Here is a 20,887-nt window from a genome sequence, read left to right as displayed (position 1 = left end):
GTGATACGCAGCCCTTTGTGTGCGGAGTGCTTCACGACGGTTCATGCCGCCCCCCCCCGCCGCCCTGAATGCGTCAATCATTTCTTCCGTTGTGTAGCAATATGCAACCACGCACGGGCGGTGATGAAATTTGAAGATGCACTTGATCGGACGCTTGCGGCGCTTCTGCCGATTGAACTGAATCACGGCCATGTCGCTACCTCCAGAGATTGAAAAACCGCCCACACCAGTGCGATGTAGACGGCTCGGATTGTCCAGATGATGTTGTGACTACGCAGCATTGCGCACGTCCTGCGGGTCATGTGACGGGCGCGGGGGCGGCGTGTAGGTTCCGCCTTCCACGTCTGCGTCAACGCCATCAAGACGCGACAGCATGCGCATAAGGACTGACCCGGTTCCTTCATCCTGCAAGGTACGCTGGAACAAATACGCCTCGTGCTGCCCGTCAAACCTGTTGTATTCGCCATCATCACTGAAAACGTAAAAGCCTGCCCCTTCCAGCGCCGCGTTTGTCAGGGCAGTGCGGGCCGCTTCAAGGTCAAATTCAAGGCTGCCTATCCGGCGGCGCAATGCCGCAATTTCGGCCTTCAAGCTGGTGATTTCGTCAGACATATGCGCCTCCTTTGTTATTTATGGGCGGGTGTTCCATGCCGTGCGCATTGCTTTGGCAGACGTCCATCCCAAGCTGTTCACCATATGTGACTTAATGCCCATCCACTCAAGTATATACGGCGGTGCGCCGATGAATTTGCCCATATACACGACCACGGGCATTACTCCGGTAAACGGGCAAGGCAGAAGATCAAGCCCACCCCAATAGGTGTCCTTTTCCTTTTCAGTCTCTTGTGGTGTGGCAAGACGCCACTCAAGAGACTGGTCTACAGATCGCCGATACCCGTTCCAGTCAGAAAAAATGGGCCAGTATTCCGAGTCAGCATAGCCCATGCCACACAGGTCCAGCTTCTGGCTCCATTCAGGGCGCAGCATCATTCCTAAAATTTTACGTTCTGAAACGCGCCAGCGGTACAATGCCTTATTGTCCGTGGGGCGTTCTTCGCTCCAAAGTTTCCATTCGGTCATATGCGCCTCCTTTGGGCTTTGTGATGAATGGCGGATAGGTGCCGAACCTCTATTTCATCCATCATGTGGCCAGCATGTAGGATGCCCGCTCCTCGCGCCGCCATTCATCACAACTCCCAAAAAGTTAAGGGCGACCGAAGCCGCCCTGTGTATATGAAAACCCGACGAGCGCCGGGAGTGGTGGGTTAATGAATTGGCTGTGCCGGGGCCAGGCGCTACGCTGGCTTCCGCGTTTACGGCCCAGATGAATTTCCGCGTCATGCGGCTCTTTACGTCAATCTGCCGGGTGCTTCTGCTCTCAGCACCGCCCGGCACAACCAAATTTAAAGGCCGCAGCCCAACGCCACGGCCCCCGCACCTTAGCCACTGCCAGCCGTGGTGCTTGATTTGAACCTCTTCAATTCCGCCGACAACCATTTTCCCATCGTTGGGAATATGGTAGCCAGCGGTCAAAAGAAATTCGTTTAGCCGTTGCCGTCGCCGAAGCCGGAGCCGTCGCCGAAGCCGTTATTCAGCCTGGACAATGTCAGCCTCCATAATCGAGGTTTCTGATTCGCCATCGATCGGCATGATTTCAATGGCCTCAAGCCAGACACTGTCAACAGGAGCGGCTATCTTACTCTTGCTGCGGTCAATGCCGTACCGCACCACACCTGACAGGCTAATGCTCTCTTTGCACCACCAGCGCCACATGCGGCGGGCGTTGGTCAGAATTACCTCGTTGCCGGATTTATGATCCAGCGTACCGCACCACACGCCAGCAGAATAGGTGCGGACAATGACGGTGCTTCCGATGCAGAAATTGTTGATGCCTTCCAAGGCCTTCTGGCTTCCGAACATGGCGGCAAGCTCTTTGGCCTGTCCGATGGTCAAGTTATTGATATCCATTGCTATTCCTTGGTTTGTTGTGGTTGTAAATTCTGCTCCAATCCCTGCCCCCGTCACCGAAGGCAGGTCAGAAACAAAATTTGCTGTAACCATTTAAAATGTTCCTCTCGCCCTTCACAGGCTCCGGCGCGTCACGCCGTGGTTTTTCGAGCACCCCTTCTTATGGCCGGGCTTGCCGTGTCTGTTGTCCTGCTCCAACCGCCTTGTGCTGTTCGGTCTAGGTGTCCGTACTTGTTCGGCATCGCTTACGGTCTGCCTCGCTTCCCGGCCCTCGCTACTCAGCAGCGGCTTGCTCCCGGTTCCTGGCTCCGTGGCTACTTCCACCCGTGGGTTTTGTTCGCCGCCATTCCCCGTTCGCAAAGTCAGTATGCACAAATGTGCGTGACGAGTCAATAGGCGTCTTGCACAAATGTCCGCATTTTGATATAAAAAAATCACGCCGGGGAAAACGGCGCGATAACGGGGCGGACACCAGCCCGTGAAAGCACGGTGGGAAATATCGTCTAGGGCGGAAACCGGACAGACGTTAAATGGAGCCGGGGACATGAAAGGGGCCGTGGGAACTCAGAGAGGAGTTACACACCCTGAAAAGCCGATTATCTCCTACTTATGGGTGGGGGATAAAGGGGGCTTTTCAGAAACCGGAGAATCTAGAGAGGAATTAAGAGATAAAGGCAAAAAATATTGAGATAGGATTACAAGCTGCAAGCGATTGAGCTTATCGAGGCATGAAGATAGAATAAAAAAAATGGAGAACAGCCATGATACAAAGAGATAAAAATGCCATTCTTGAGCAAAATGAGATAGATGCCATAAAAATAAATCAAGACATCATCAAGCGAATGGCAGACAATTCACAAAAAATCAAAAACTTCTTTCTTGCTATGTGCGCTATTGTCGCAGCGCTTATGGGAAAACAGCAGGCTCAGATAACTTGCTATTTCTTGCTGGCATTCATGGCTATTGCCATCGTTTTTTGGACAATGGACGCTAAATATCTTCAGCTTGAGCGTCAATTCAGGAAGCATCACATGGCGATTGTTTCAGGATCAATTGGCTTTTTGGAACAATGGAATTTCAATCCTAAGCAGTATAGCAAAGACTGCATACTGAAAGTTATGTTCTCGTTTTCTCTTATGATATACCCATCCGCAATTCTTATTGCTATTGTGGCTTATTTATTATTGCTATTTCCCTGCTCGTAAACAGGCATCATTAATCCATGAGCCGATGTTTTGTATCCCATTGTCGGAAATCCACCGATACTGTTTTATGACATATCCAGACGCCGTAGCACCATACATGCCGTGGTGAGCATATGGGTCTACACTCCCGCTGCAAAATGACCCAACTGGCGAAAACATTCCGTCAAGACGTACGATCAACCTTGCCATGCCATCACGATTTGCTTTCTCAAGCTCATATTTAACCCATTTACTCTGATGGGTTTTTTCACCACAGAATAAAACCAAACACGAACATCCATGCATATGGCGGTCTATCCACGCCTTTATAGCAGCATCACTCTTTTTAACTTCTTCGTTTGGGACATTCTTTACAAACCCAACACTTTCTCTTCCAAGGATGACAGGGAGATTTATAATTTGGTTGACGTACCACACATCATCCCAGTCATATGACGGAAAAACCTTCCTGTACGAAGGCGTCTTTTGATCCCAAAGATTAAAAAGTCCAACCATACCTCCCCCTTGTTCTCCAAATCCCATGCTCCCCTCACTTCCCCCGCACGTCCGTCCACGCCCAGATGACGCGGCCCACAACAGCCTTGGTTATATCGCCGTCAAAATCCTCATTCAGCCTGTAAATCATCGGCGGATTTTTGGCGGCGTTGTCGCTGTAAAACTGGATAACCCAATCATCGCCATCCTTATTCATGGCAACGCGCTTAATCATCCCAGACCCGTCAGGATCACGCACGAGCATAATGTGACCTGGCCGCTCTACGCTGTGGTCGTCTCTGTCTACCAGCACGATATCACCAGGGTTCAGCAGCGGTGACATTGATGTGGAGTGCCGCCCGATCTCGACGGCAATCAGGTCTCTGCGGTGCATGATTGCTGGAACGTGCTTGTACACCAGAAACCAGCTCTCTACATCGTCCTGTGCCACGTAGCCCGGCCCTGCTCCCACCTCGCCAACCAGAGGGGCAGCTATATAATCCTCGGCCTGGGGTGGGCGAATATGCTCACCGGCTGGCACGACCTTCGCGTTAACGAAACAGACATCGCGGTCTGCCTCACTAGACTTTTGATTTAGCGTTACGCCAATCTTTTCAAGGATTGGCGAAAGGCTTGACATGCTAGGGACTCGCGTGCCGTTAAGCCACTTCCCAAGCATTCCTGTTTTTGGATTCATCCCGAACGCCTCAGACATGGCAGTCTTGTTCCCGCCATATTCCTTTTCTAAGTGCTTCGCGAGGATGTCCAGCGCCTGTTCAATAAGGTTCTTTCCCATAATCTACCTTTTGCACAATTGTGCGCTCAAGACAATACTCTCTTTTGTGCGTTTTAGTTTGATTTTTATCACGCACTTTTGTACAATGCCCTCATGAACAAATTCAAACTTGCCCTTAAAGAGCGTGGGTTGTCCCCGGCAGATGTTGCCCAAAAGGGAGCATTGTTGACCACTGTTCAAAAGCACTTCTATGGCAGCAGAAACGTAGGGCCAGCATCTGCCATCCTTTACGAGCAGATTTTGGGCATCCCCCGCTCTGAGCTTCGTCCTGACCTCTGGCCGCCTACAGCAGCCCCTGCCACGTCACCCTCAAGCGAAGAGGGGGGCGGCGATGCTGCGTAAGCTGTGGCGCAACATTTTGCGGCGCAAGGCGCGGGCTGCGTTCCTGCTGACGATGGTTGGCGTCTACACATACTACAGCATCGTTAACACCACATGGGGTGATGGATTCTGTCTCGCAATGTGGCTGTTGATTTTTGCTCAAGACTTCATGAGAGGCGAGGGCTAGCACATGGATTTCTGGATTTGCGTCGCAGTCTTTTTGATCGCCCTTCTCTGCACTGCTGAGGCTTAACGCCCGCCCAACGGCACGCGCCACCGCATCCGCCTCGCTGGTTCCAGCAGGGTACGAGCGGAACACAGGGCGAGGCAGAGACGGCGATAGGACGGTAACGCGGTAAGCGCCGGACGGAAGGCGCTTCAGGTAGACGCGGACGGTTTGGATTGGAACAGAATCACAATCGGGCATGGGTACATAATACCAATGCGATGAACAGCAACAATGGACTATTATCAAGAGGTTTTGCCCAATGCAGTCTAAAAATAAGACAATGCTGCCCATAAATCTACGGCACATAACATTCAAGCAGGCGCTAGTTGCTGCAAAAATGCACTCCGGCAAAACAAATGCAGAGATATGCGAGGCGTCGGGACTCTCACCAGCGAACGTAGCAAAATATTTCAAGGAATACGAAGCATATTATCCAAGCCCGTGCAACATCCCTGCGCTATGCAGCGCTCTGGAAAACAGCATCCTCGTTGATTGGCAAGTGGCACAGCTTGAGGAAATGTTTCCTGAAATAGTCATTTTGAATGCAAAAGACCTTACGGATGCTGCGATGTCGATCACAGGCTGTGTCGGCACGTTTTGCGAAACAGTTCGAGAGCAGGTTGAGGATAACAGAATTGACAAGGATGAAGCTCGCGTCAGCCAAGCCATGATTGACGGCATGATGTGCCACCTAAAAAAACTGCGCGATGCATTGGAGTCGCTGGCTAGCGGGCAAATCACGGGCAGGGGAGACAGACATGAACAAGCGTAGACCATGGAGAGCACAGGACGTTGCCACGCTGCGCCACAACTACGCTGCAATGGGCGCTGCGTGGTGCGCGACAAAGCTGCGCCGCACCATCGACAGCGTTGAAAACAAGGCAAATCGCATCGGCATTTCAAAGCCTCGCAACTGTGCTGAACCACTCGGACCGGCCACAATCCACAACGCACGGCTCTGCCACGACTGTAGCCAGCCAACGACAGATTACCGCTGCCCTGAGTGTTGGGCGAAACGTCGCGCTACGTATCGGGATAGCTGCGACGGCCCCACGGCTGATGAAATGTACGGGGTGATGGCATGAATCGCCCCCGCTGCATCCACTGCATCTGCTGGCAACGCGCCAAGGACCATTCATGGTGGCGCGGGGTGTGTTCGGTCACCGGCGAACTGGTGGGGTTCAGGGCGAGGTGCCAGTTACCGGAATGGCAGCCGAAACAGAAAACCACAGTGGTGCTGTAACACCACCGTGGCAAAATAAAGGAGGGTCAATGTCCGCTTGCATGGAGTTCAACACAACCTTTATCGAGCGCCAATGTAAAAGGTGCAAATGGGCAGGTCAACCTGTCGCACAAGGTGAACCCAATGAAACTCATGGGCACAAGCTTGTTTGTCCAGAGTGCGGCATGTTTCTAGCCTGGGGTGGGAAGGTAAAACCCCTGAAAACAAAAGATGGCGAAAGAGCTATCAGCACACAATGGACGGCGAAACGTCTTGGCATTGACGAGTGCCAGCTTTGCCGCCGCTCACGAGATTTTATTGAGGGGTGCGGTGAGAGCTTAGAAGCCCACCACCTCAAACCTATCCGCGATGGTGGCGAAGATAAACCCTACAACCTCCTGGTTGTATGCACCCCATGCCACAAGCAAATTCATCACAACCAAACCTACCTCAACGGGCATATGTCGTCACTTTTCAGGGCGTGGGCCAGTTGGCGCAAGTTCCACCATGAGGAAGATATTGAGGCGGCAATCAATGAAAAATAGCAACGCACAAAATTTTGTCGTTTACGCTGAGTGGTGGGAAGCGATTTCTATGCTCTCGAATGAGCAAAAAGGTGTGCTGTTTCAGGCGATGTTTTCCGCGTCAACTGGACAATGCGCAATGCCTGAAATGGACACAAGTACCAAGATGGCCTTCCTTCTTATCCGCCCTCGTATCGTCGCAGCACAAGAAAAATATGCAGCTAAAGTGGCGGCAAATCGGGAGAATGGCAAAAAAGGTGGACGGCCAGCAAAGCCTGTAGAAGACGACAAAATAAACCCAGAAAAACCGAGCGAAAAACCCAAAAACCCAACGGTTTTTTTTGAAAACCCAACCGATAACCCAAAAACCCATAATATTAGTATTCGTAATAATATTATTAATACCCCCCTTACCCCCCTTGAGGGGGGCGAGTCCTCACTCCTTTCCGTAGCGAGTGCCGAACACGATTGTGTTCAGGGAACTTCGCAGTCAGACGCAACTGGAAAAGGGGCGCAGCGTTCTAAGCGCAGGGTCAAGGGTGCAGACCTTCCGCCTTACACCGCATGGTTTGAGGAGTGCTGGAAGGCATACCCCAGACGCAGCGGAAAGGCTAACGCATGGCGCGCATTCTACGAGTTGGAAGCGCTGGGCGAAATACCCCAGGACATGGTGCAACGCATTAAAAACCGCTGCTTTGAGCCTGATTGGCAGCGCGGGATAAAGAATCCAGACGACGAGCGCTATATCCCGCATATGTCCACATGGCTGCATCGCCGTGGATGGGAGGATGGCGGATGCGAGAGTTCAGATGAGCCGAGAAACACGCCAGAAGATGAAAGGCGTAATGAGATCATGGCAAAATACAACTTCGGCATGCCTCAACCTGGTGACACGCATGAAGATGCTTTGGCCAGGGACAAGGCTATGAACGCTGAACTTGATGCGGCGGGGTTGTAATATGCAAACATGCCAAGATATGGCCCTGTGGCTCATAAATCAGGGGTGCAGCGTGATACCGCTAGCACCAAGGGATAAGCGCCCACTGGCGAAAGTATTGCCAAAAGGTGCGTGGGGTGAATTTTCAAAACGGATCGCTACGGAGGAAGAGGTTCGTAGGTGGTTTGAGGTTGAACCTAGCGCAAACATTGGTCTGGTTTGTGGCGCAATTTCAGGAATTGTGGCCGTGGATGTGGACGGGAAAAACGGTCAGGCGTGGTTCAAAGAAAACATGCCGAAGCCCAACTGGTTTCAGTACACCAGCTCAAATCACAAGTTCCATGCGTTTTATAAGCACCCTAGGGGCAGTGTGGTTATTCCGCCTGCGGTAAGAATAACGGATGAAATTGATGTGCGTGGGGACGGCTCTTATGTCGTTTTTGCCCCATCAATCCACCCATCTGGCGCACAATACGCTTTGAAAAGTTTGGACGGATTTACCGGGGTGGCTTCCTTGATCCCTGTTCCGGACGTCAAGCTCAGAAGAACGCCAGACGGAAAGACTGAATACGACGACACTGCGACGACAGGACATAGCAACAGGCTTGAGGCCCACGCTGGCGAAAGGAATCAAGCTTTAACGAGCCATTGCGGGCGCATGTTCGCTCGTGGCTGTAGCTCAGATGAAGTTTTGGCCTTTGCCATTGGATGGAATTCTGCTTTCTGCAAGCCCCCGTTGGCTCAAAAGGAAATTGAGACAACTGTTCACAGTATGTCAAAGACGCACGCCCACAGGAACCCACAAGCCATAAACAGCGGTGGCGTTGAAAGGTGGGTGCAGTTGTCATGCGGAGAGTTCACAATTGCTGATATCTACCGCGATTTGGGCATTCAGAAGCCAGAAGACAAAAACGCATGCCAGCAGACCGTACAAGACCTGCTTTCTCGGAGGGTTATTGAGCGTTGCGGGAAGCGCACCGGGTGGTTCCGCAAGGTTGAAAAGACAATTGAACGCATAGACTTGAACGCTCCTGAATCCCCCCAAATAGACATGTGGCTGCCGTTCAATCTGCACCGTGACGTTATTATTCAGCCCAAAAATATCATTGTTGTGGCTGGCGAAACGAACAGTGGCAAGACAGGGCTTCTTTTTAACCTTGTGTTTATGAACCTAAAAACACATAAATTCCGCTATTTGTCGTCTGAAATGACGCCAAACGAAATCAAGAGTCGCATTGATGCATTCGGCGCGCCCCGCGAGGAATGGGAGAAAGGAGTCGAATTCATAGAGCGCAGCTCAAACTACGCTGACGCCATAGATCCAGACGGAATAAATGTAATCGACTTCCTTGAAGTTCATGACAATTTTTATGCGGTTGGTGGTGAAATTAAAAAGATTTTCGACGCCCTAAAAACAGGGGTTGCGTTCATCGCAATCCAGAAGCGCACCGGGGAGATTTTTGGCCGTGGTGGAGAGTTCACCCTGGAAAAAGCACGTCTTGGATTGTCCCTGTTTACGCATGGAAGAAAGCCTAACGGCATTGTAGGCAGCGTAAAGGTCACAAAGGCAAAGAACTTTATTGAGGGTAGGAACCCAGACGGCAAAGAGCAATTCTATACGCTTACAAACGGCTACTACTACGACAATAGCCCAATCGATGGGATCGGCTTCACACGTGGCTTTTCATTTTACCCTAAAAAGGATCGGGACAGAATTGTCAATGAGATCGAGTGCTATTGCAAACATCTCACAGACAAGGCCCGCACTGGTAAAGTTGAAAATTTCTACTGAGGACAACGGCCTGTAATGTGTAACCGCACCGACTGCGCGGGGTCATGGGCCGGCGAACTCGCGTGTGCAGTGTGCAGGGAGAGGGATATGAGCGAAATGAAACTGACCGACGCCGATCTGGCGAGGCTGGACAAGGCAGGGATATTTGCGGCTGGAGTAAACCATGCTCTGCAAGTTTTAGAATATCCACCTGAATTCATTGACTGCGTTGGCGAAGTATTAAGCGCCATCCCAGCGCTCGTAGCCGAGGTGCGCAGGTTGAGGGACAGGGGCGAGGCGTTGGAGTGGTTCGTGGAGTGTCGCGATTTCGCTATGTGGATGTCTGGCTCCAACAGGAATGTGGCGTTCCTTGAAGCGGTGCTCTCGGCTGAAGCCGCCCGCGAGGCCATCCGATGACCAGCCTGCCCTGCGTTATCTGCGGCGAGCCTGCTGACCATTTCACCCTGCACTACACCGACGATGGGTGGGACCCGCCGTTCCATTTCTGGCTGTGCCGTGGGCACCAGAGGGCGCTGATCGGCGGTGTGCAGGAGGCGATCAAGACGATGAAGGAGGAACGGAAATGTCAGCAGTAATCGGCATAGACCCCGGCACAAAGTGCGGCTGGTGCGTCAGGCACCCGGGTGGCGGTATTGACTCCGGCACTTGGAACTTGAAAGGCGGCAGGTTTGAGGGTGGCGGCATGCGGTTCCTTCGGATGCGTCAGCACATATCTGAACTGCTCGACACAGCCAAACCCGCACTGGTCGCGTTTGAAGAGGTTCGCCGCCACCAGGGCGTAGACGCGGCCCACATTTACGGCGGAATTATCGCGGTGGTCACAGAAGAGTGTGAGCGCCGAAATGTGCCGTACACTGGCATACCTGTGGGCACCATCAAAAAGCGGGCAACTGGCAAGGGTAATGCCGGGAAGCCCGACATGATGGACGCGGCACGGCGTGAGTGGCCCGGGTGGGACGGTGACGACAACGAGGCAGATGCGCGCTGGATTGCGGTGTGTGCCGACGAACAGGTGGCGGCATGAACGATCTCGACAAAGCAACATACCGCCGCATGCGTCGGGCTTTCGGCAACGGCAACGAAGCCAAGGGCCGCGCGATAATGCAGGCCATTGCGCTGCGGCTGGAACAGGCACGAGACAAGCACCCGCTGTACGCCGAAGGGCCATACCATGCCCTGGGAGTTATCGGCTCAGAGTTTCATGAACTTGAGAAGGCCGTGGAGCATGAGACGGAATCGCGCCAAATGGATGAAGCGCTGGACGTGATTGCAACTTTGGTGCGGTTCTTGGGCGAGGAATACAAGTAGCCCGTAGCGTACGGCTGCGGAAAGGACGGACGGAATGAGTACGGAACGCGGACAGGTTTTGCTTGATGCACACAAGATCATCAACGGCGACAGGCAGCAGAGCTACGGCAACCCCGAAGATACGCACGGGGTGATTGCTGAGCTGTGGAATGGGTACATGCGGGCGAAGGGCGTTACGCTTGGGTGTATAGAAGGGCAGCCGATGTATTTGTCGCAACTTGACCCCAAAGACGTTGCCCTCATGATGGTGCTGTTCAAGATCGGGCGGGAAATCAACGGCGCTGGGTGCAAGGACAACATGGTTGACGCGGCGGGCTATATCGCTCTGGCAGCAGACATGAATGAAGAGCAGGCCGAATGAAGCGCCTTGTAATCGTTTCCGACCTGCATTGCGGACACAGGGCCGGGCTGTGTTGCCCTGGCTATCAGTACGCCTTGCAGGACGCCAGCGAGTCGCGCAGGGCATGGGCGCAGTTACAGCGGGAATTGTGGCAGTGGTACGCCGCAACGCTTCGCGCCCTACAGCCCATTGATTGGCTGGTGTGCAACGGCGACGCCATTGACGGCAGGGGCAGCCGAAACAACGGCGTGGAGCTGATCACGCCAGACCTGAGCCAGCAGGCGGACATGGCAACTGCCGCTCTGGAAGAGGCCCGGGCCGGTAAATATCTGCTCATTGGTGGTACGCCATACCATTCAGACCCCGATGGCGAGGCGTGGGAGGCCATCATTGCAGAGCGTCTTGGCGCCCACTTCGGCGGGCATGAATGGCTCGACATCAACGGTTGCGTTTTCGATTTCAAGCACAAGGTGGGAAGCTCCAGCGTACCGCACGGGCGCCACACCGCCATCAGCCGGGAACGCATGTGGAATGTGCTGTGGCATGAGCGCGATTGGGCACCACTGTCTCGCGTTATCATTCGCAGTCATGTCCACTATCACGAATTCAGCGGCAATCCGACGCACCTCGCCATGACGACGCCAGCGCTACAGGGACCGGGAAGTTCGTATGGCATACGACAATGCTCTGGCGTGGTAGATTTCGGATTAATTCACTTTGACATAGACGAGGACGGGAGTTTTTCATGGAAAGCACATCTGCTCAACATAAATTCGATGCGCCCGGTTCCCGTGCAGGGGTAACCGTGGATTTTGTCGCCCTCCTTTCGCGCCTGGGTACGGCGTCGGCCGGAGAAGGCGCAACGACAACTGAAATAGCCGAGGCCATGGGGTGCGGCGTGGATAAGGTGCGCAAGCTCGTCAAGCAGGCCGTGAGAGAGGGAAAATGCAGGGCGACACGAAAAACTGTGGATACCATCTCCGGCACAAAAACCACAGCGCCTAGCTACGTGCTGGTGCAGGAGGCAGAGTAATGAGCCAGCAATACAGCCTGTATCGCATTTGGATAAGTGACGTTTGTTTTGGGCTGCGGCACATTGCACTCGGCACTTTGTCGTGCTTGAGGGGCTTGTGATCATTAAGCTTCGGCGCGTTGCACGCCGTATACACTGCCAGCCGTATGAACAAAGAGCACTTTGGGGATGAATACTTCTGGAACAGAGCCAAAATGGCGCATGCACCAGGGATCGTAGTCGAAAGGAAGGACAAGCAATGAGCCAGCGCGAAGGACGGAAGATCGGCGAAGGCATGCCATTTCAGCGGACAAGGCGAATCTGCGGGTATTTGGTTGGGACCATAGACCGCTGGAACAACGCAAAGCTCAAGGAGCTGAAAGACAGGGTTAAGCACGACGCGGGAGGTGCTAAATGCTGATCGAAGTACGGATCACTCTCTCCCACACCATCGGCGAGACAATCGACAGGGCCAGCGCCGCGATTCGCAAAGCAAAGCTCTGCATGCGTTCACCGCTGGAAAATATATGCGTGTTCGGGCCGCGAATTGATCTGGACGGTGATGGGCGGCCCGCAGCCCTACTCTATCGCGTGACGGATAACCACGAACGGGGCAGCAGTGTTGTTTGGGGAAAGGCAGTGGCTGAAATGCGGTATGGGAACGAACAGACGAGAAACAAAGCCAGGGCGGCGTAGTCTGCTAGCGGAGGGTACATGGTAATCGTATATGCACCGGATATAATGAAGTCATACAAAGACTTTCAGGAAAAAATGGGAGTTGGGCGCAGAACAATAGAGCTATGGGTCAAAATGGGCGCACCCATTGCCGTAGAGGGCACTGGAGAAAAGACGCGATACAGCGCAGACGTTGCGAAACTCCAGACGTGGCGTGAGAAAAACTTCTCCAAGGGGCAAGCGCGCGAATCCTGTCAAGCCCCCATTTAGCTGCTCCTAGCTGTACAGAGCTGTACTGTGCTGCGCACCACTAATCCGCCATGTTACGCTTTTCCAAAACATACAGGGAAACGACATGGCGGATATGCATTATATACAGGCGCTGTTGAACACACCGGGGGTTGAAGGGCCGCGAGTCACTATCGGATACATCCCGGCCCGCCCCGGCAATTTCTACGGTCGCCCGAACCAGCACCCCGAGGCTTATACGGCTATCGGGGCGTCTGGCGTTACTATCGCCACTGGATGCGACCTGGGGCAGACGGATGCGCCAACGCTGCAAGCCTACGGTGTGCCGCTGGCTATCATCAACCAACTGCGTCCCTATATCGGCCTCAAAAAAGCCGTCGCTATTTCTAAACTCTCTACCCTGCCCCTCACTATCTCCACTGACACCGCTGCAATGCTGGATGAGTGCGTGCATACTGGCTACCTGCACCGCTACGTGGCCCCGGCCTACCAAAAGGCTGCGAACGTCAGCTTTGACGCGCTGCCGAAGCAGGCACAGGCCGTCGTGTTCAGCGTGTGTTTTCAGAAAGGCTGTGGCGGCGTGCGGCGAGATTGGCCAAAACTGTGGGGCTATCTGACTACGCAGAACTGGTGCGCGGCATCGAAAGAACTACGCACGGGATTCACGCAATACAAGCTGCGCCGGAAGATCGAAGGCGACCTGTTGCAGGAGTTGTGCTGATGCGCGCCATTGCGGTGCTGGCTTTTCTCTGTATCGCCTCGCTGGCAGTAAATTGCTTTATGGCTTGGCGATTATCGAGCGCGGGTAAGGAAATAGACCAACTCCGCATTGAAAGCGCAGCACTGCTTGTAGCCAATGGGGCAGGAGACACCGCGTACAAGGTTTTTGAGAAAGGAAGATCGGAGGCACTGAACGATGCGCGCCAAAAACTTGAACAAATCAACGGCATCCCGGTTGGCCTCACTGGCCCTGATCTTCTCGATGAGCTTCGCAGGCGCATGGGGCTGTACACCCAAGACGATAGTGGTCACGCCGCCGGAAGCCCTGATGCAGGATTGCCCCCAAACTCCCCTGCCGAACGGCCTTATGACGACCAAGAGCGTTGAGGAATACGCCGTATTGGCATCCATAGCGATTGTCACTCTCCAGGCTGACATGGCGACATGCAATGCAAAACAGGCCGCGCTTCGTGCGTGGGACAAGTCCGTGAAAGAGGCAAAATGACATGGAAAGCATGCAGCAACCTCAGCGCCCACGCATCCGGTCAAGATGGGCGTCCCTCCCCCGCTGGTTTCGCAAGTTCCTGCTGGCTTGGGCTGCCCTCTTGCTCACGCTCATGCTGTGTGGTTACGCTTCATACATTTTGCGCGGGCAGTGGACTCCTGATCACATGGCAGATTGGCTGCGCCTTGGGCTGACGGGTGGTGTGTAGCATGGCGATTGATAACACTGGGCACGAGGGCCGCTTGGTCAGAATGGAAGCCAAAATGGACGCTTTGCACGCCCGTATCGATGAAGTTGTGGTGACTCAGCTTCGCGATCAGGGAAAGCGTATGCGCGAGCTTGAATCCGAAGTGCGCGAGATGCGTGAGTATCGCGCCAGAGAGGACGGTAAAAAAGCAGGAAGCAAGGCCGTCTTGGGCGTATTGCTTGCGATTGTTGCTGCACTTAGTAGCGCTATCAGCGCTATGGTCACAAAGTTTTTTTGAGGCAGCAGATGAATGGACACATACAGCCTGCAATGGGTCATATCGGCCTGCGACTCTTTGACCAGCACTCAAAAACTGGTCGGCCTCATGCTTGCGCTGCACATCGGCAAGAAGTCAGGTCGTATCCGTGTCAGTCAGGAGATCATTGCTCAAAAGTGTGCGCTATCAGAACGTGCCGTGCGAGATGCCATTAAGGCACTCATAAAGGCAGGAATTTTCGTTAAGCGGCGAACCGTCAGGGTAGACGAGCTAAGGCCAAGTGAGTTGGCTGGAATAATATGTGGAATAGATCAAGCGGCAACTGGTTCCGGTTCCAAGCGGAACGTGGTTCCGGGTGTGAACCGAAAAAAACGCCCAAGTCGCTATAACCCGGATACAGAATGCAGCACCAGAGCGGAAGAGATCGGCAAGTACGACGAGAAGCAGTTTCAGGCGGAAATGCGCCGTTCTGCCCAACGTCATGCCCAGCCCTCGGCCCCAACGGATGCACAATAGCCGTGGGTAACCCAAAGCTGGCATGCCCGGCAGAGGATGAATGCTTGCGGCTGGCAATGCTCATGAGTGATGGCGAACAGCCCGAAATTTCAAAGGATTAATAATGGCTGAGTTGACGGACAAGCAGCGCAAATTTGTGTCTGAATACCTGGTGGACTTGAACGCCACACAGGCTGCTATCCGTGCAGGGTACAGTGAAAAGACCGCCGGGAGCATGGCGCAAAAGCTGGTTGCAAAAAGTGCTGTTCAGGAGGCAATCCGGTCAGCGCAGGCCCAAAGAGAGAAAAGAACGCTCATTACCGTGGACTATGTTGTGTCGTCATTGCGCGAAGTGGCAGAGCGATGCTTGCAGAAATCGCCCGTCACCAACGCAAAGGGAAAGCAGGTACAGGACGAACAGGGGCGTGATGTGTGGAAGTTTGACAGCGCAGGGGCCAACCGTGCGCTTGAACTGCTCGGCAAGCACGTCAACGCCTTTGGTGAGCGTAAGGAAGAAGCGCCGGAAGATTTGCCGGTAGCCATTGAGGTGCGCGTGGTGAACGGGAGGCGTGGCCGTGAGTGAGCCGATAGTCATGTATCCTGAACTGAATATTCCGCAGGCGCAGTTTCTTGCATCACAAAAGAAATATTCTTTGTTTCTCGGTGGCTACGGGAGCGGAAAAACGTGGGTAGGCTGTGCTGGATTGGCGCAGCATTTCTGGCGGCATCCCGGCATCAATGCCGGATACTTTGCGCCGACCTATCCGCAGATCAGAGATATTTTTTACCCCACGGTGGAAGAGTGTTTCGCACAATGGGGTCTGATAGCCAAGGTTAGGGCGGGTAACAATGAGGTGCACGCCTACAGTGGCAGGCAGTTGCGTGGCATTATTATGTGCCGCTCAATGGATAGGCCGGAAACTATCATCGGCTTTAAAATCGGGCATGCGCTTGTTGACGAAATAGACGTTCTGCCAGCCGACAAAGCCTATACAGCATGGCGCAAGATTATTGCCCGTATGCGCTACAACATTCCCGGCTTGCGCAATGGCGTGGACGTTACGACAACGCCGGAAGGCTTCAAGTTCGCCTACAATCAGTTTGAGAAGAAGCCCCGCGAAAAGCCGGAGCTGGCGAAGCTGTACGGCATCGTGCGGGCCAGCACCTACGACAATGAGATCAACCTCCCTGACGACTATATTCCTTCGTTGCTGGAGTCGTATCCGGCGCAGTTGATTGAGGCATATATCAACGGCGAGTTCGTCAACCTTCAATCCGGCACGATATACGTGGCCTTCTCCCGCCAGTTTAATTCGTGCGACGACGAGATCAGGGAAGGCGAACCGTTGTTCATCGGCATGGACTTCAACGTTGGAAAGATGGCAGCCGTTGCGCATGTGCTGCGTGATGGGCAGCCTAGAGCCGTGGACGAGCTGACCAACGGCTACGACACGCCGGACATGATACGGCGCATCAAAGAGCGGTACTGGCGATATGAGGGCGGGCAGTATGTCAAGACGCGGGAGATCAGGATTTACCCTGACGCTAGCGGCGATTCCCGCAAATCTGTTAACGCCAGCCAGACGGACATTGCTCTGTTGCGCGAGGCTGGGTTTGTGGTCTGTGTGAACGCGGCTAACCCGCCCGTCAAAGACCGCATAAACGCCGCAAACGCCATGTTCTGCAATGCGACGGGTGAACGCCGCTACAAGGTCAACGTGGCTAAGTGCCCGACATACGCCGAGGCACTAGAGCAGCAGGCGTGGGCCGCAAATGGTGAGCCGGACAAATCCTCTGGACACGACCATATCAACGACGCGGCGACATATTACATAGTCAAAGAATTTCCTGTGGTTAAGAAACAAGTTCGCTTCGGATTTTAGGAGGCAACATGCCCGACTTTACACAAAAACACGTTTTGTACGCCACCGCCCGCGAAAAGCGCAATCTGGCGCTTGATCTCTACAATGGCGGTGAGTGTGTCGAAAAGCGCACGGCCCTGCTTATCCGGCATCCATTCGAGACAGACGCGCAGTATGCAATCAGGAAGGAGCGGGCTACGTACCGTAATTTTGCTGCGCCCATCGTTGACGTGTTCGGCTCGTTTGTGTGCGAAGGGCGTGAAGCGCGGACACTGCCGAAGGCGCTTGAGCCGATGCAGACCGACATTGACCGACTGCACAGCAACGCCAGTACGTTTTTTGACGAAATTGTACGCACCACGGCAGCCGGTGGTGTACGGTTCGTGCTCGTGGACATGGAAAGTCCCGCAGGTGCCACCATCAGCGAAGACAAGCGGGCCGGGCGTAGACTCGTTCCGTACTTCGTGGACATTGACGCCAATGACGTATGGGATTGGGGTTTTGACGCGCATGGCCTTGCCTGGGTGGTAATCCATTCCACAGAGGCCGTGGGAAGCGCAGCCTTTGAACAGCCCCAGGTTGTTGATGTACTGACGGTGTGGACTCGCACAACATGGCAGAAGTTTAAGGGATCAGCAAGGACACTGACGGTTTCAGATCAGGCCCTTGCCGACATTTTCAGTTCGGGAATGATGGCAGATGGCGAACCCCAGGCCCATCCATGCGAGGCCGTTCCGCTCGTTCCCTTCCAGTTTGAGCCGACTTCACCCATGACGGGTAACCCGGCAACGGATGATGTGCTTTCGTTGATCCTGGGCGTATACAGGCGCTACAGTGAGCTTGATAAGATGTTGTTCGACTGCGCTGTTCCGTTAATGGTGGTTAATGGTCTGGCAGAAGAGGCCGGGAAAAAGTTTATCAGAGCCAGCAGCAATATGCTGGTGTCGGAAGAAAAAAATGGCATCAGCGCCACCTACGTTGAGCCAACGGGAACGTCCTTCTCTGCGCAGACCGCATTCCTCATGTCCGACATCCAGCAGATACGCGAGATCGCCCTACGCATGGTGCGGCCCGACAGCGCGGTTGGGGAGAGCGCCGAGGCTAAGAAGCTGGATAACCGCCAGCTCGACACACAGCTTGCCAAGTTTGCCCGGCGTTGTGCATCTGCCGAGAAGCGTTGCTGGCAACTGGCGGCAAAATGGCTTGAGCTGAAGGTGGGCGACGACGAAATTATCACGCCGTACAACGAAGACTATGACGATAACGCCATAAACAAGCTGGACAAGACGTTTGTGCTGGAACTGGCTCGCCTGAACATGATTTCCAAGGCAACGGCTCTGGTGCAGCTGAAGAAGCTCGGCACGCTGCCAAAAGACTTTGAGCCGGACGAGGAACAAGCCAAAATCGCGCAGGAGCTTATGACCAACGCCGGGCCGAATGTCGGGAGCGGGCTGCTGCAAAACCTTGGCTTTGGCGTAGGGGGCATATAGCCCATGACGCCCAACGAGCGCATTGAAAAATACTTCCTTGCCCGGCTGCTCTACTGGCGCGATGCCTTGGACACGCTGGACGCACAAGCCGTAGCGCAGCTTATCAAGGTATTGGAGAGCACCAAGGCCGATGTGCTGGCAAAGCTTGCGGCGGATGCAGACGGGCTTGCCCGCATCACCGATTGGAACCGCGACAGACTGATACAGGTCAATGCGTGGCTGACGGAAGTGACCACAGCCGCACAGGTGACAACTCTTGCCGCTATCACCGAATCAAGCGTGACGGCAGCCGTGGCGTCACTGGCGACCTACAACGCTATGCTGTCGTTTGAGGGCCGGGCCGCTGCCGTGCAGACCGTGGGCATGACAGCCGAGCAGATACGGACGTGGTTTCAGCGCACACCACTGCAAGACGGCACCGTGCTTTCGGATTGGGTGAGCAGGGCGTTTGAGAATGGCGTCAATGATTCTGTGATTACGGCCATTCAACGCGGCGGGCTTGAAGGCAAAGGGACGGCTGCTATGGTCAAGGATGTGCTGCAAACGGCGCTGGACGATGGCTTTGCCATCACGCAACGCGAGGCGGTCATGCTCGCGCGCACCTACACGCAGACGGCAAATTCGCAAGCGATGGAGGCCGTAATTCAGGCTAACAGCGACATTATCAAGGGCTATAAGCGTGTTGAGACGTTGGACAACAAAACGTGCCGAATTTGCGCCCTGGCTGACGGTGCAACCTATAGCATGCACGAGCCGCGCCCTACTCTGCCTGCCCATCCGGGCTGCCGTGGTGTCTACACGCCCGTAACTAAAAGCTGGCGCGACTTCGGTATCGACATGGACGACCTGGAAGAAACAACACGCCCGTGGGTCATGCGCGAACCTGGGGCCATTGGCACGGGTGGCCGTAAGATTCTGGAGTACGGACAGGCCACCGGGGACTATAGCGGATGGTGGGAATCGCTCAGCCCCGCACAGAAGGCAAAGACCAGCATAGGCCCGGTGCGCGGTAAGCTGCTGGAGTCCGGTGCGGTAAAATGGGACGAACTGTGGGACAAGGCAAGCGGGCAGCCCTACACGCTGAAAGAATTGGGGTTCAGTGATGCGGGGGAACCGTTAAAATGATATTGCCAGAAAATGGTAACACGAGGCGCGGCTAGTCCGCGTCTTTTTTATTGATAATATGCGGAAACTCAGTTTAAAATAGTACACTCTTTATTTGGAGGGTAAAAATGTCAGATGGATATAATTTCAAAGTGCTACAAAGAGAAATATTTAAACTCAGCAGTTCGTCTGATTGGGAGATCGCCAAGAATGAATGGTTTCTCGTCGACGTAGAAAAATCGGGAACTTTTCAGACTTGTTTGTGTGGACACTTCCCTATCATTGAAATATGCACAATAAAAAATAGAATAACAGGGAATGTCACCACTGTAGGCAACAGCTGCGTAAAGAGATTTTTGGGATATAGGTCAGACTTAATTTTTGCTGCTATAAAAAGAATTAAAGACAACATTGAAAAGAGCCTTAACCCCGCGGCAATTGCGTTTTTCCACTCCATAGACATAATAAATTCTAAGGATTTAAGTTTCTTGGAAAACACCGCCCGAAAAAAGCAGCTAAGCATAGCGCAGATGGCATGGCGAACAGATATTAATAAAAAAATACTTTTGTTTGTTGAGAATAAAGGGTTAAAAAGCACAGACGCCAAATAAGAAGGCGTGCTGGTCGTCCATAGCTATCTAATCTTTAGCATATGATTAGGACCCTCCTGCACATGGATATGGTTAACGAATTCATCAGCAAAGTCCTCACCGTAGTTGTCTTTCAATACCTCATGAACAATTCTTCGAGACATGTTTTTAAAAACGCTGTCTATAACTTTATCCATGCGAATAATTGGCGCGACACTGCACGACTGACCGAGCCAGTCGCGCTGTATTTTGTTATTTTTTTGAGCCGCTTGAAGCCTCGCACATAAAGCTTCGAACTTGTCATGGAAGTCAGGGGCGCAACCCTCTGATGTCGTCATATATATAATTGGTACACCACCGCTACTGTCAGCGTGCATTATCATCCTCCATCGTTATGTTGCTAAAATCCGTCAAACCATCATCGCCAAACTTGAAGCCGCCAATGTCTGTGGGCACTGTCTCTACGTGGATTATGGAGAGATTGGCAACTACCTTTCCCGTCTGGTCGCAAAGTTGGTGCTCATAATCGGCTGGTTCTTTCATCAATGCGACCTACCATAGTTGTAACCAAGACGTTCAATGGCTTCAAATGTCGGTGGCCCCCA

The 20,887-nt window shown here is 53.4% G+C and carries 32 protein-coding genes; 26 read left to right on the top strand and 6 right to left on the bottom strand.

Annotated features, from left to right (window positions below; genetic code table 11):
- Positions 1 to 270: 270 nt before the first annotated feature.
- From ACZ495_RS03435 to ACZ495_RS03425, 3 genes are all read right to left on the bottom strand, one after another.
- A complete protein-coding gene (locus tag ACZ495_RS03435) occupies positions 271 to 612 on the bottom strand; it encodes a hypothetical protein (protein ID WP_464262093.1) in 342 nt (113 codons plus the stop codon).
- Between the two features lie 18 nt (positions 613 to 630).
- Entirely contained in the window at positions 631 to 1,080 is a 450-nt protein-coding gene (locus tag ACZ495_RS03430) for a hypothetical protein (RefSeq protein WP_464262092.1), read from the bottom strand.
- A 507-nt stretch (positions 1,081 to 1,587) separates the two neighbouring features.
- Positions 1,588 to 1,968: a DUF6948 domain-containing protein gene (locus ACZ495_RS03425; protein WP_464262183.1), complete on the bottom strand. Its 381-nt coding sequence runs from the start codon at positions 1,966 to 1,968 to the stop codon at positions 1,588 to 1,590.
- Positions 1,969 to 2,729: 761 nt separating this feature from the next.
- Between ACZ495_RS03425 and ACZ495_RS03420 the strand changes: the two genes are divergently transcribed.
- A complete protein-coding gene (locus ACZ495_RS03420) occupies positions 2,730 to 3,173 on the top strand; it encodes a hypothetical protein (RefSeq protein WP_464262184.1) in 444 nt (147 codons plus the stop codon).
- Here the strand turns inward: ACZ495_RS03420 and ACZ495_RS03415 are convergent.
- Both ACZ495_RS03415 and ACZ495_RS03410 read right to left on the bottom strand, forming a co-directional pair.
- Positions 3,156 to 3,695 (bottom strand): TIR domain-containing protein, encoded by a 540-nt coding sequence (locus tag ACZ495_RS03415; protein ID WP_464262185.1) that lies wholly within the window; start codon positions 3,693 to 3,695, stop codon positions 3,156 to 3,158. The genes ACZ495_RS03420 and ACZ495_RS03415 overlap by 18 nt on opposite strands.
- 7 nt (positions 3,696 to 3,702) lie before the next feature.
- The gene (locus ACZ495_RS03410) at positions 3,703 to 4,443 is read right to left on the bottom strand and encodes a S24 family peptidase (RefSeq protein ID WP_464262186.1); all 741 of its coding nucleotides are present in this window, start codon (positions 4,441 to 4,443) and stop codon (positions 3,703 to 3,705) included.
- A gap of 331 nt (positions 4,444 to 4,774) precedes the next feature.
- Between ACZ495_RS03410 and ACZ495_RS03405 the strand changes: the two genes are divergently transcribed.
- From ACZ495_RS03405 to ACZ495_RS03285, 25 genes are all read left to right on the top strand, one after another.
- Positions 4,775 to 4,951 (top strand): hypothetical protein, encoded by a 177-nt coding sequence (locus ACZ495_RS03405; protein WP_464262187.1) that lies wholly within the window; start codon positions 4,775 to 4,777, stop codon positions 4,949 to 4,951.
- Between the two features lie 301 nt (positions 4,952 to 5,252).
- On the top strand, positions 5,253 to 5,765 hold the full coding sequence (locus ACZ495_RS03400) for a hypothetical protein (RefSeq protein WP_464262618.1): 513 nt from the start codon (positions 5,253 to 5,255) through the stop codon (positions 5,763 to 5,765).
- Between the two features lie 309 nt (positions 5,766 to 6,074).
- Complete coding sequence (locus ACZ495_RS03395; protein ID WP_464262189.1) at positions 6,075 to 6,236, top strand: hypothetical protein; 162 nt, start codon at positions 6,075 to 6,077, stop codon at positions 6,234 to 6,236.
- A gap of 29 nt (positions 6,237 to 6,265) precedes the next feature.
- On the top strand, positions 6,266 to 6,760 hold the full coding sequence (locus tag ACZ495_RS03390; protein ID WP_464262190.1) for an HNH endonuclease: 495 nt from the start codon (positions 6,266 to 6,268) through the stop codon (positions 6,758 to 6,760).
- Positions 6,750 to 7,697: a DUF6291 domain-containing protein gene (locus tag ACZ495_RS03385; RefSeq protein WP_464262191.1), complete on the top strand. Its 948-nt coding sequence runs from the start codon at positions 6,750 to 6,752 to the stop codon at positions 7,695 to 7,697. Before ACZ495_RS03390 ends, ACZ495_RS03385 begins: the two co-directional genes overlap by 11 nt.
- Before the next feature lies 1 nt (position 7,698).
- Positions 7,699 to 9,468: a bifunctional DNA primase/polymerase gene (locus ACZ495_RS03380; RefSeq protein WP_464262192.1), complete on the top strand. Its 1,770-nt coding sequence runs from the start codon at positions 7,699 to 7,701 to the stop codon at positions 9,466 to 9,468.
- An 87-nt stretch (positions 9,469 to 9,555) separates the two neighbouring features.
- The gene (locus ACZ495_RS03375) at positions 9,556 to 9,864 is read left to right on the top strand and encodes a hypothetical protein (RefSeq protein ID WP_464262193.1); all 309 of its coding nucleotides are present in this window, start codon (positions 9,556 to 9,558) and stop codon (positions 9,862 to 9,864) included.
- Positions 9,861 to 10,043 (top strand): hypothetical protein, encoded by a 183-nt coding sequence (locus ACZ495_RS03370; protein ID WP_464262194.1) that lies wholly within the window; start codon positions 9,861 to 9,863, stop codon positions 10,041 to 10,043. Before ACZ495_RS03375 ends, ACZ495_RS03370 begins: the two co-directional genes overlap by 4 nt.
- The gene (locus ACZ495_RS03365; RefSeq protein ID WP_464262195.1) at positions 10,031 to 10,492 is read left to right on the top strand and encodes a crossover junction endodeoxyribonuclease RuvC; all 462 of its coding nucleotides are present in this window, start codon (positions 10,031 to 10,033) and stop codon (positions 10,490 to 10,492) included. Before ACZ495_RS03370 ends, ACZ495_RS03365 begins: the two co-directional genes overlap by 13 nt.
- Entirely contained in the window at positions 10,489 to 10,776 is a 288-nt protein-coding gene (locus ACZ495_RS03360) for a hypothetical protein (RefSeq protein ID WP_464262196.1), read from the top strand. The genes ACZ495_RS03365 and ACZ495_RS03360 overlap by 4 nt, the downstream gene beginning before the upstream one ends.
- A 34-nt stretch (positions 10,777 to 10,810) precedes the next feature.
- On the top strand, positions 10,811 to 11,137 hold the full coding sequence (locus ACZ495_RS03355) for a DUF6378 domain-containing protein (protein WP_464262197.1): 327 nt from the start codon (positions 10,811 to 10,813) through the stop codon (positions 11,135 to 11,137).
- Positions 11,134 to 11,919, top strand: coding sequence for a hypothetical protein (locus ACZ495_RS03350; RefSeq protein ID WP_464262198.1), 786 nt, complete (start codon positions 11,134 to 11,136; stop codon positions 11,917 to 11,919). The genes ACZ495_RS03355 and ACZ495_RS03350 overlap by 4 nt, the downstream gene beginning before the upstream one ends.
- A 2-nt stretch (positions 11,920 to 11,921) precedes the next feature.
- On the top strand, positions 11,922 to 12,149 hold the full coding sequence (locus tag ACZ495_RS03345) for a hypothetical protein (RefSeq protein WP_464262617.1): 228 nt from the start codon (positions 11,922 to 11,924) through the stop codon (positions 12,147 to 12,149).
- A gap of 238 nt (positions 12,150 to 12,387) precedes the next feature.
- Positions 12,388 to 12,549: an anaerobic ribonucleoside-triphosphate reductase gene (gene nrdD, locus ACZ495_RS03340; RefSeq protein WP_464262616.1), complete on the top strand. Its 162-nt coding sequence runs from the start codon at positions 12,388 to 12,390 to the stop codon at positions 12,547 to 12,549.
- A complete protein-coding gene (locus tag ACZ495_RS03335) occupies positions 12,543 to 12,824 on the top strand; it encodes a hypothetical protein (RefSeq protein ID WP_464262615.1) in 282 nt (93 codons plus the stop codon). The genes nrdD and ACZ495_RS03335 overlap by 7 nt, the downstream gene beginning before the upstream one ends.
- A gap of 334 nt (positions 12,825 to 13,158) precedes the next feature.
- Positions 13,159 to 13,773 carry a pesticin C-terminus-like muramidase gene (locus ACZ495_RS03330; RefSeq protein ID WP_464262614.1) on the top strand — a complete coding sequence of 205 codons (615 nt, stop codon included), beginning with the start codon at positions 13,159 to 13,161 and terminating at the stop codon, positions 13,771 to 13,773.
- Complete coding sequence (locus ACZ495_RS03325) at positions 13,773 to 14,159, top strand: hypothetical protein (RefSeq protein WP_464262910.1); 387 nt, start codon at positions 13,773 to 13,775, stop codon at positions 14,157 to 14,159. The genes ACZ495_RS03330 and ACZ495_RS03325 overlap by 1 nt, the downstream gene beginning before the upstream one ends.
- Entirely contained in the window at positions 14,101 to 14,277 is a 177-nt protein-coding gene (locus ACZ495_RS03320) for a hypothetical protein (protein WP_459349019.1), read from the top strand. The genes ACZ495_RS03325 and ACZ495_RS03320 overlap by 59 nt, the downstream gene beginning before the upstream one ends.
- A gap of 209 nt (positions 14,278 to 14,486) precedes the next feature.
- A complete protein-coding gene (locus tag ACZ495_RS03315; protein WP_407844800.1) occupies positions 14,487 to 14,762 on the top strand; it encodes a hypothetical protein in 276 nt (91 codons plus the stop codon).
- Between the two features lie 12 nt (positions 14,763 to 14,774).
- Positions 14,775 to 15,257, top strand: a complete 483-nt coding sequence (locus ACZ495_RS03310) for a helix-turn-helix domain-containing protein (RefSeq protein ID WP_464262613.1) — start codon at positions 14,775 to 14,777, stop codon at positions 15,255 to 15,257.
- 103 nt (positions 15,258 to 15,360) lie between these two features.
- Positions 15,361 to 15,819: a terminase small subunit gene (locus ACZ495_RS03305; RefSeq protein ID WP_464262612.1), complete on the top strand. Its 459-nt coding sequence runs from the start codon at positions 15,361 to 15,363 to the stop codon at positions 15,817 to 15,819.
- Positions 15,812 to 17,119, top strand: a complete 1,308-nt coding sequence (locus tag ACZ495_RS03300) for a terminase large subunit domain-containing protein (RefSeq protein ID WP_464262611.1) — start codon at positions 15,812 to 15,814, stop codon at positions 17,117 to 17,119. Before ACZ495_RS03305 ends, ACZ495_RS03300 begins: the two co-directional genes overlap by 8 nt.
- Before the next feature lie 8 nt (positions 17,120 to 17,127).
- Entirely contained in the window at positions 17,128 to 18,588 is a 1,461-nt protein-coding gene (locus ACZ495_RS03295) for a DUF4055 domain-containing protein (protein ID WP_464262610.1), read from the top strand.
- A gap of 3 nt (positions 18,589 to 18,591) precedes the next feature.
- Positions 18,592 to 19,713 carry a minor capsid protein gene (locus tag ACZ495_RS03290; RefSeq protein WP_464262609.1) on the top strand — a complete coding sequence of 374 codons (1,122 nt, stop codon included), beginning with the start codon at positions 18,592 to 18,594 and terminating at the stop codon, positions 19,711 to 19,713.
- 107 nt (positions 19,714 to 19,820) lie between these two features.
- Complete coding sequence (locus ACZ495_RS03285) at positions 19,821 to 20,303, top strand: hypothetical protein (protein WP_464262608.1); 483 nt, start codon at positions 19,821 to 19,823, stop codon at positions 20,301 to 20,303.
- A 23-nt stretch (positions 20,304 to 20,326) separates the two neighbouring features.
- Here the strand turns inward: ACZ495_RS03285 and ACZ495_RS03280 are convergent, their stop codons facing one another.
- Positions 20,327 to 20,659, bottom strand: coding sequence for a hypothetical protein (locus ACZ495_RS03280; RefSeq protein ID WP_464262607.1), 333 nt, complete (start codon positions 20,657 to 20,659; stop codon positions 20,327 to 20,329).
- Positions 20,660 to 20,887 lie beyond the last annotated feature (228 nt).

The sequence above is a fragment of the Desulfovibrio sp. GTC20076 genome (assembly GCF_055385905.1).
Note: the sequence above shows the minus strand (reverse complement) of the source record. Positions and strands in the feature narration are given on the sequence as shown.

Excerpts from the sequence above, each read along its gene's own strand:
- ACZ495_RS03435 (WP_464262093.1), bottom strand. The coding sequence starts at position 612 with ATGTCTGACGAAATCACCAGCTTGAAGGCCGAAATTGCGGCATTGCGC.
- ACZ495_RS03430 (WP_464262092.1), bottom strand. The coding sequence starts at position 1,080 with ATGACCGAATGGAAACTTTGGAGCGAAGAACGCCCCACGGACAATAAG.
- ACZ495_RS03425 (WP_464262183.1), bottom strand. The coding sequence starts at position 1,968 with ATGGATATCAATAACTTGACCATCGGACAGGCCAAAGAGCTTGCCGCC.
- ACZ495_RS03420 (WP_464262184.1), top strand. The coding sequence starts at position 2,730 with ATGATACAAAGAGATAAAAATGCCATTCTTGAGCAAAATGAGATAGAT.
- ACZ495_RS03415 (WP_464262185.1), bottom strand. The coding sequence starts at position 3,695 with ATGGGATTTGGAGAACAAGGGGGAGGTATGGTTGGACTTTTTAATCTT.
- ACZ495_RS03410 (WP_464262186.1), bottom strand. The coding sequence starts at position 4,443 with ATGGGAAAGAACCTTATTGAACAGGCGCTGGACATCCTCGCGAAGCAC.
- ACZ495_RS03405 (WP_464262187.1), top strand. The coding sequence starts at position 4,775 with ATGCTGCGTAAGCTGTGGCGCAACATTTTGCGGCGCAAGGCGCGGGCT.
- ACZ495_RS03400 (WP_464262618.1), top strand. The coding sequence starts at position 5,253 with ATGCAGTCTAAAAATAAGACAATGCTGCCCATAAATCTACGGCACATA.
- ACZ495_RS03395 (WP_464262189.1), top strand. The coding sequence starts at position 6,075 with ATGAATCGCCCCCGCTGCATCCACTGCATCTGCTGGCAACGCGCCAAG.
- ACZ495_RS03390 (WP_464262190.1), top strand. The coding sequence starts at position 6,266 with ATGTCCGCTTGCATGGAGTTCAACACAACCTTTATCGAGCGCCAATGT.
- ACZ495_RS03385 (WP_464262191.1), top strand. The coding sequence starts at position 6,750 with ATGAAAAATAGCAACGCACAAAATTTTGTCGTTTACGCTGAGTGGTGG.
- ACZ495_RS03380 (WP_464262192.1), top strand. The coding sequence starts at position 7,699 with ATGCAAACATGCCAAGATATGGCCCTGTGGCTCATAAATCAGGGGTGC.
- ACZ495_RS03375 (WP_464262193.1), top strand. The coding sequence starts at position 9,556 with ATGAGCGAAATGAAACTGACCGACGCCGATCTGGCGAGGCTGGACAAG.
- ACZ495_RS03370 (WP_464262194.1), top strand. The coding sequence starts at position 9,861 with ATGACCAGCCTGCCCTGCGTTATCTGCGGCGAGCCTGCTGACCATTTC.
- ACZ495_RS03365 (WP_464262195.1), top strand. The coding sequence starts at position 10,031 with ATGTCAGCAGTAATCGGCATAGACCCCGGCACAAAGTGCGGCTGGTGC.
- ACZ495_RS03360 (WP_464262196.1), top strand. The coding sequence starts at position 10,489 with ATGAACGATCTCGACAAAGCAACATACCGCCGCATGCGTCGGGCTTTC.
- ACZ495_RS03355 (WP_464262197.1), top strand. The coding sequence starts at position 10,811 with ATGAGTACGGAACGCGGACAGGTTTTGCTTGATGCACACAAGATCATC.
- ACZ495_RS03350 (WP_464262198.1), top strand. The coding sequence starts at position 11,134 with ATGAAGCGCCTTGTAATCGTTTCCGACCTGCATTGCGGACACAGGGCC.
- nrdD (WP_464262616.1), top strand. The coding sequence starts at position 12,388 with ATGAGCCAGCGCGAAGGACGGAAGATCGGCGAAGGCATGCCATTTCAG.
- ACZ495_RS03335 (WP_464262615.1), top strand. The coding sequence starts at position 12,543 with ATGCTGATCGAAGTACGGATCACTCTCTCCCACACCATCGGCGAGACA.
- ACZ495_RS03330 (WP_464262614.1), top strand. The coding sequence starts at position 13,159 with ATGGCGGATATGCATTATATACAGGCGCTGTTGAACACACCGGGGGTT.
- ACZ495_RS03325 (WP_464262910.1), top strand. The coding sequence starts at position 13,773 with ATGCGCGCCATTGCGGTGCTGGCTTTTCTCTGTATCGCCTCGCTGGCA.
- ACZ495_RS03320 (WP_459349019.1), top strand. The coding sequence starts at position 14,101 with ATGCAGGATTGCCCCCAAACTCCCCTGCCGAACGGCCTTATGACGACC.
- ACZ495_RS03315 (WP_407844800.1), top strand. The coding sequence starts at position 14,487 with ATGGCGATTGATAACACTGGGCACGAGGGCCGCTTGGTCAGAATGGAA.
- ACZ495_RS03310 (WP_464262613.1), top strand. The coding sequence starts at position 14,775 with ATGGACACATACAGCCTGCAATGGGTCATATCGGCCTGCGACTCTTTG.
- ACZ495_RS03305 (WP_464262612.1), top strand. The coding sequence starts at position 15,361 with ATGGCTGAGTTGACGGACAAGCAGCGCAAATTTGTGTCTGAATACCTG.
- ACZ495_RS03295 (WP_464262610.1), top strand. The coding sequence starts at position 17,128 with ATGCCCGACTTTACACAAAAACACGTTTTGTACGCCACCGCCCGCGAA.
- ACZ495_RS03290 (WP_464262609.1), top strand. The coding sequence starts at position 18,592 with ATGACGCCCAACGAGCGCATTGAAAAATACTTCCTTGCCCGGCTGCTC.
- ACZ495_RS03285 (WP_464262608.1), top strand. The coding sequence starts at position 19,821 with ATGTCAGATGGATATAATTTCAAAGTGCTACAAAGAGAAATATTTAAA.
- ACZ495_RS03280 (WP_464262607.1), bottom strand. The coding sequence starts at position 20,659 with ATGCACGCTGACAGTAGCGGTGGTGTACCAATTATATATATGACGACA.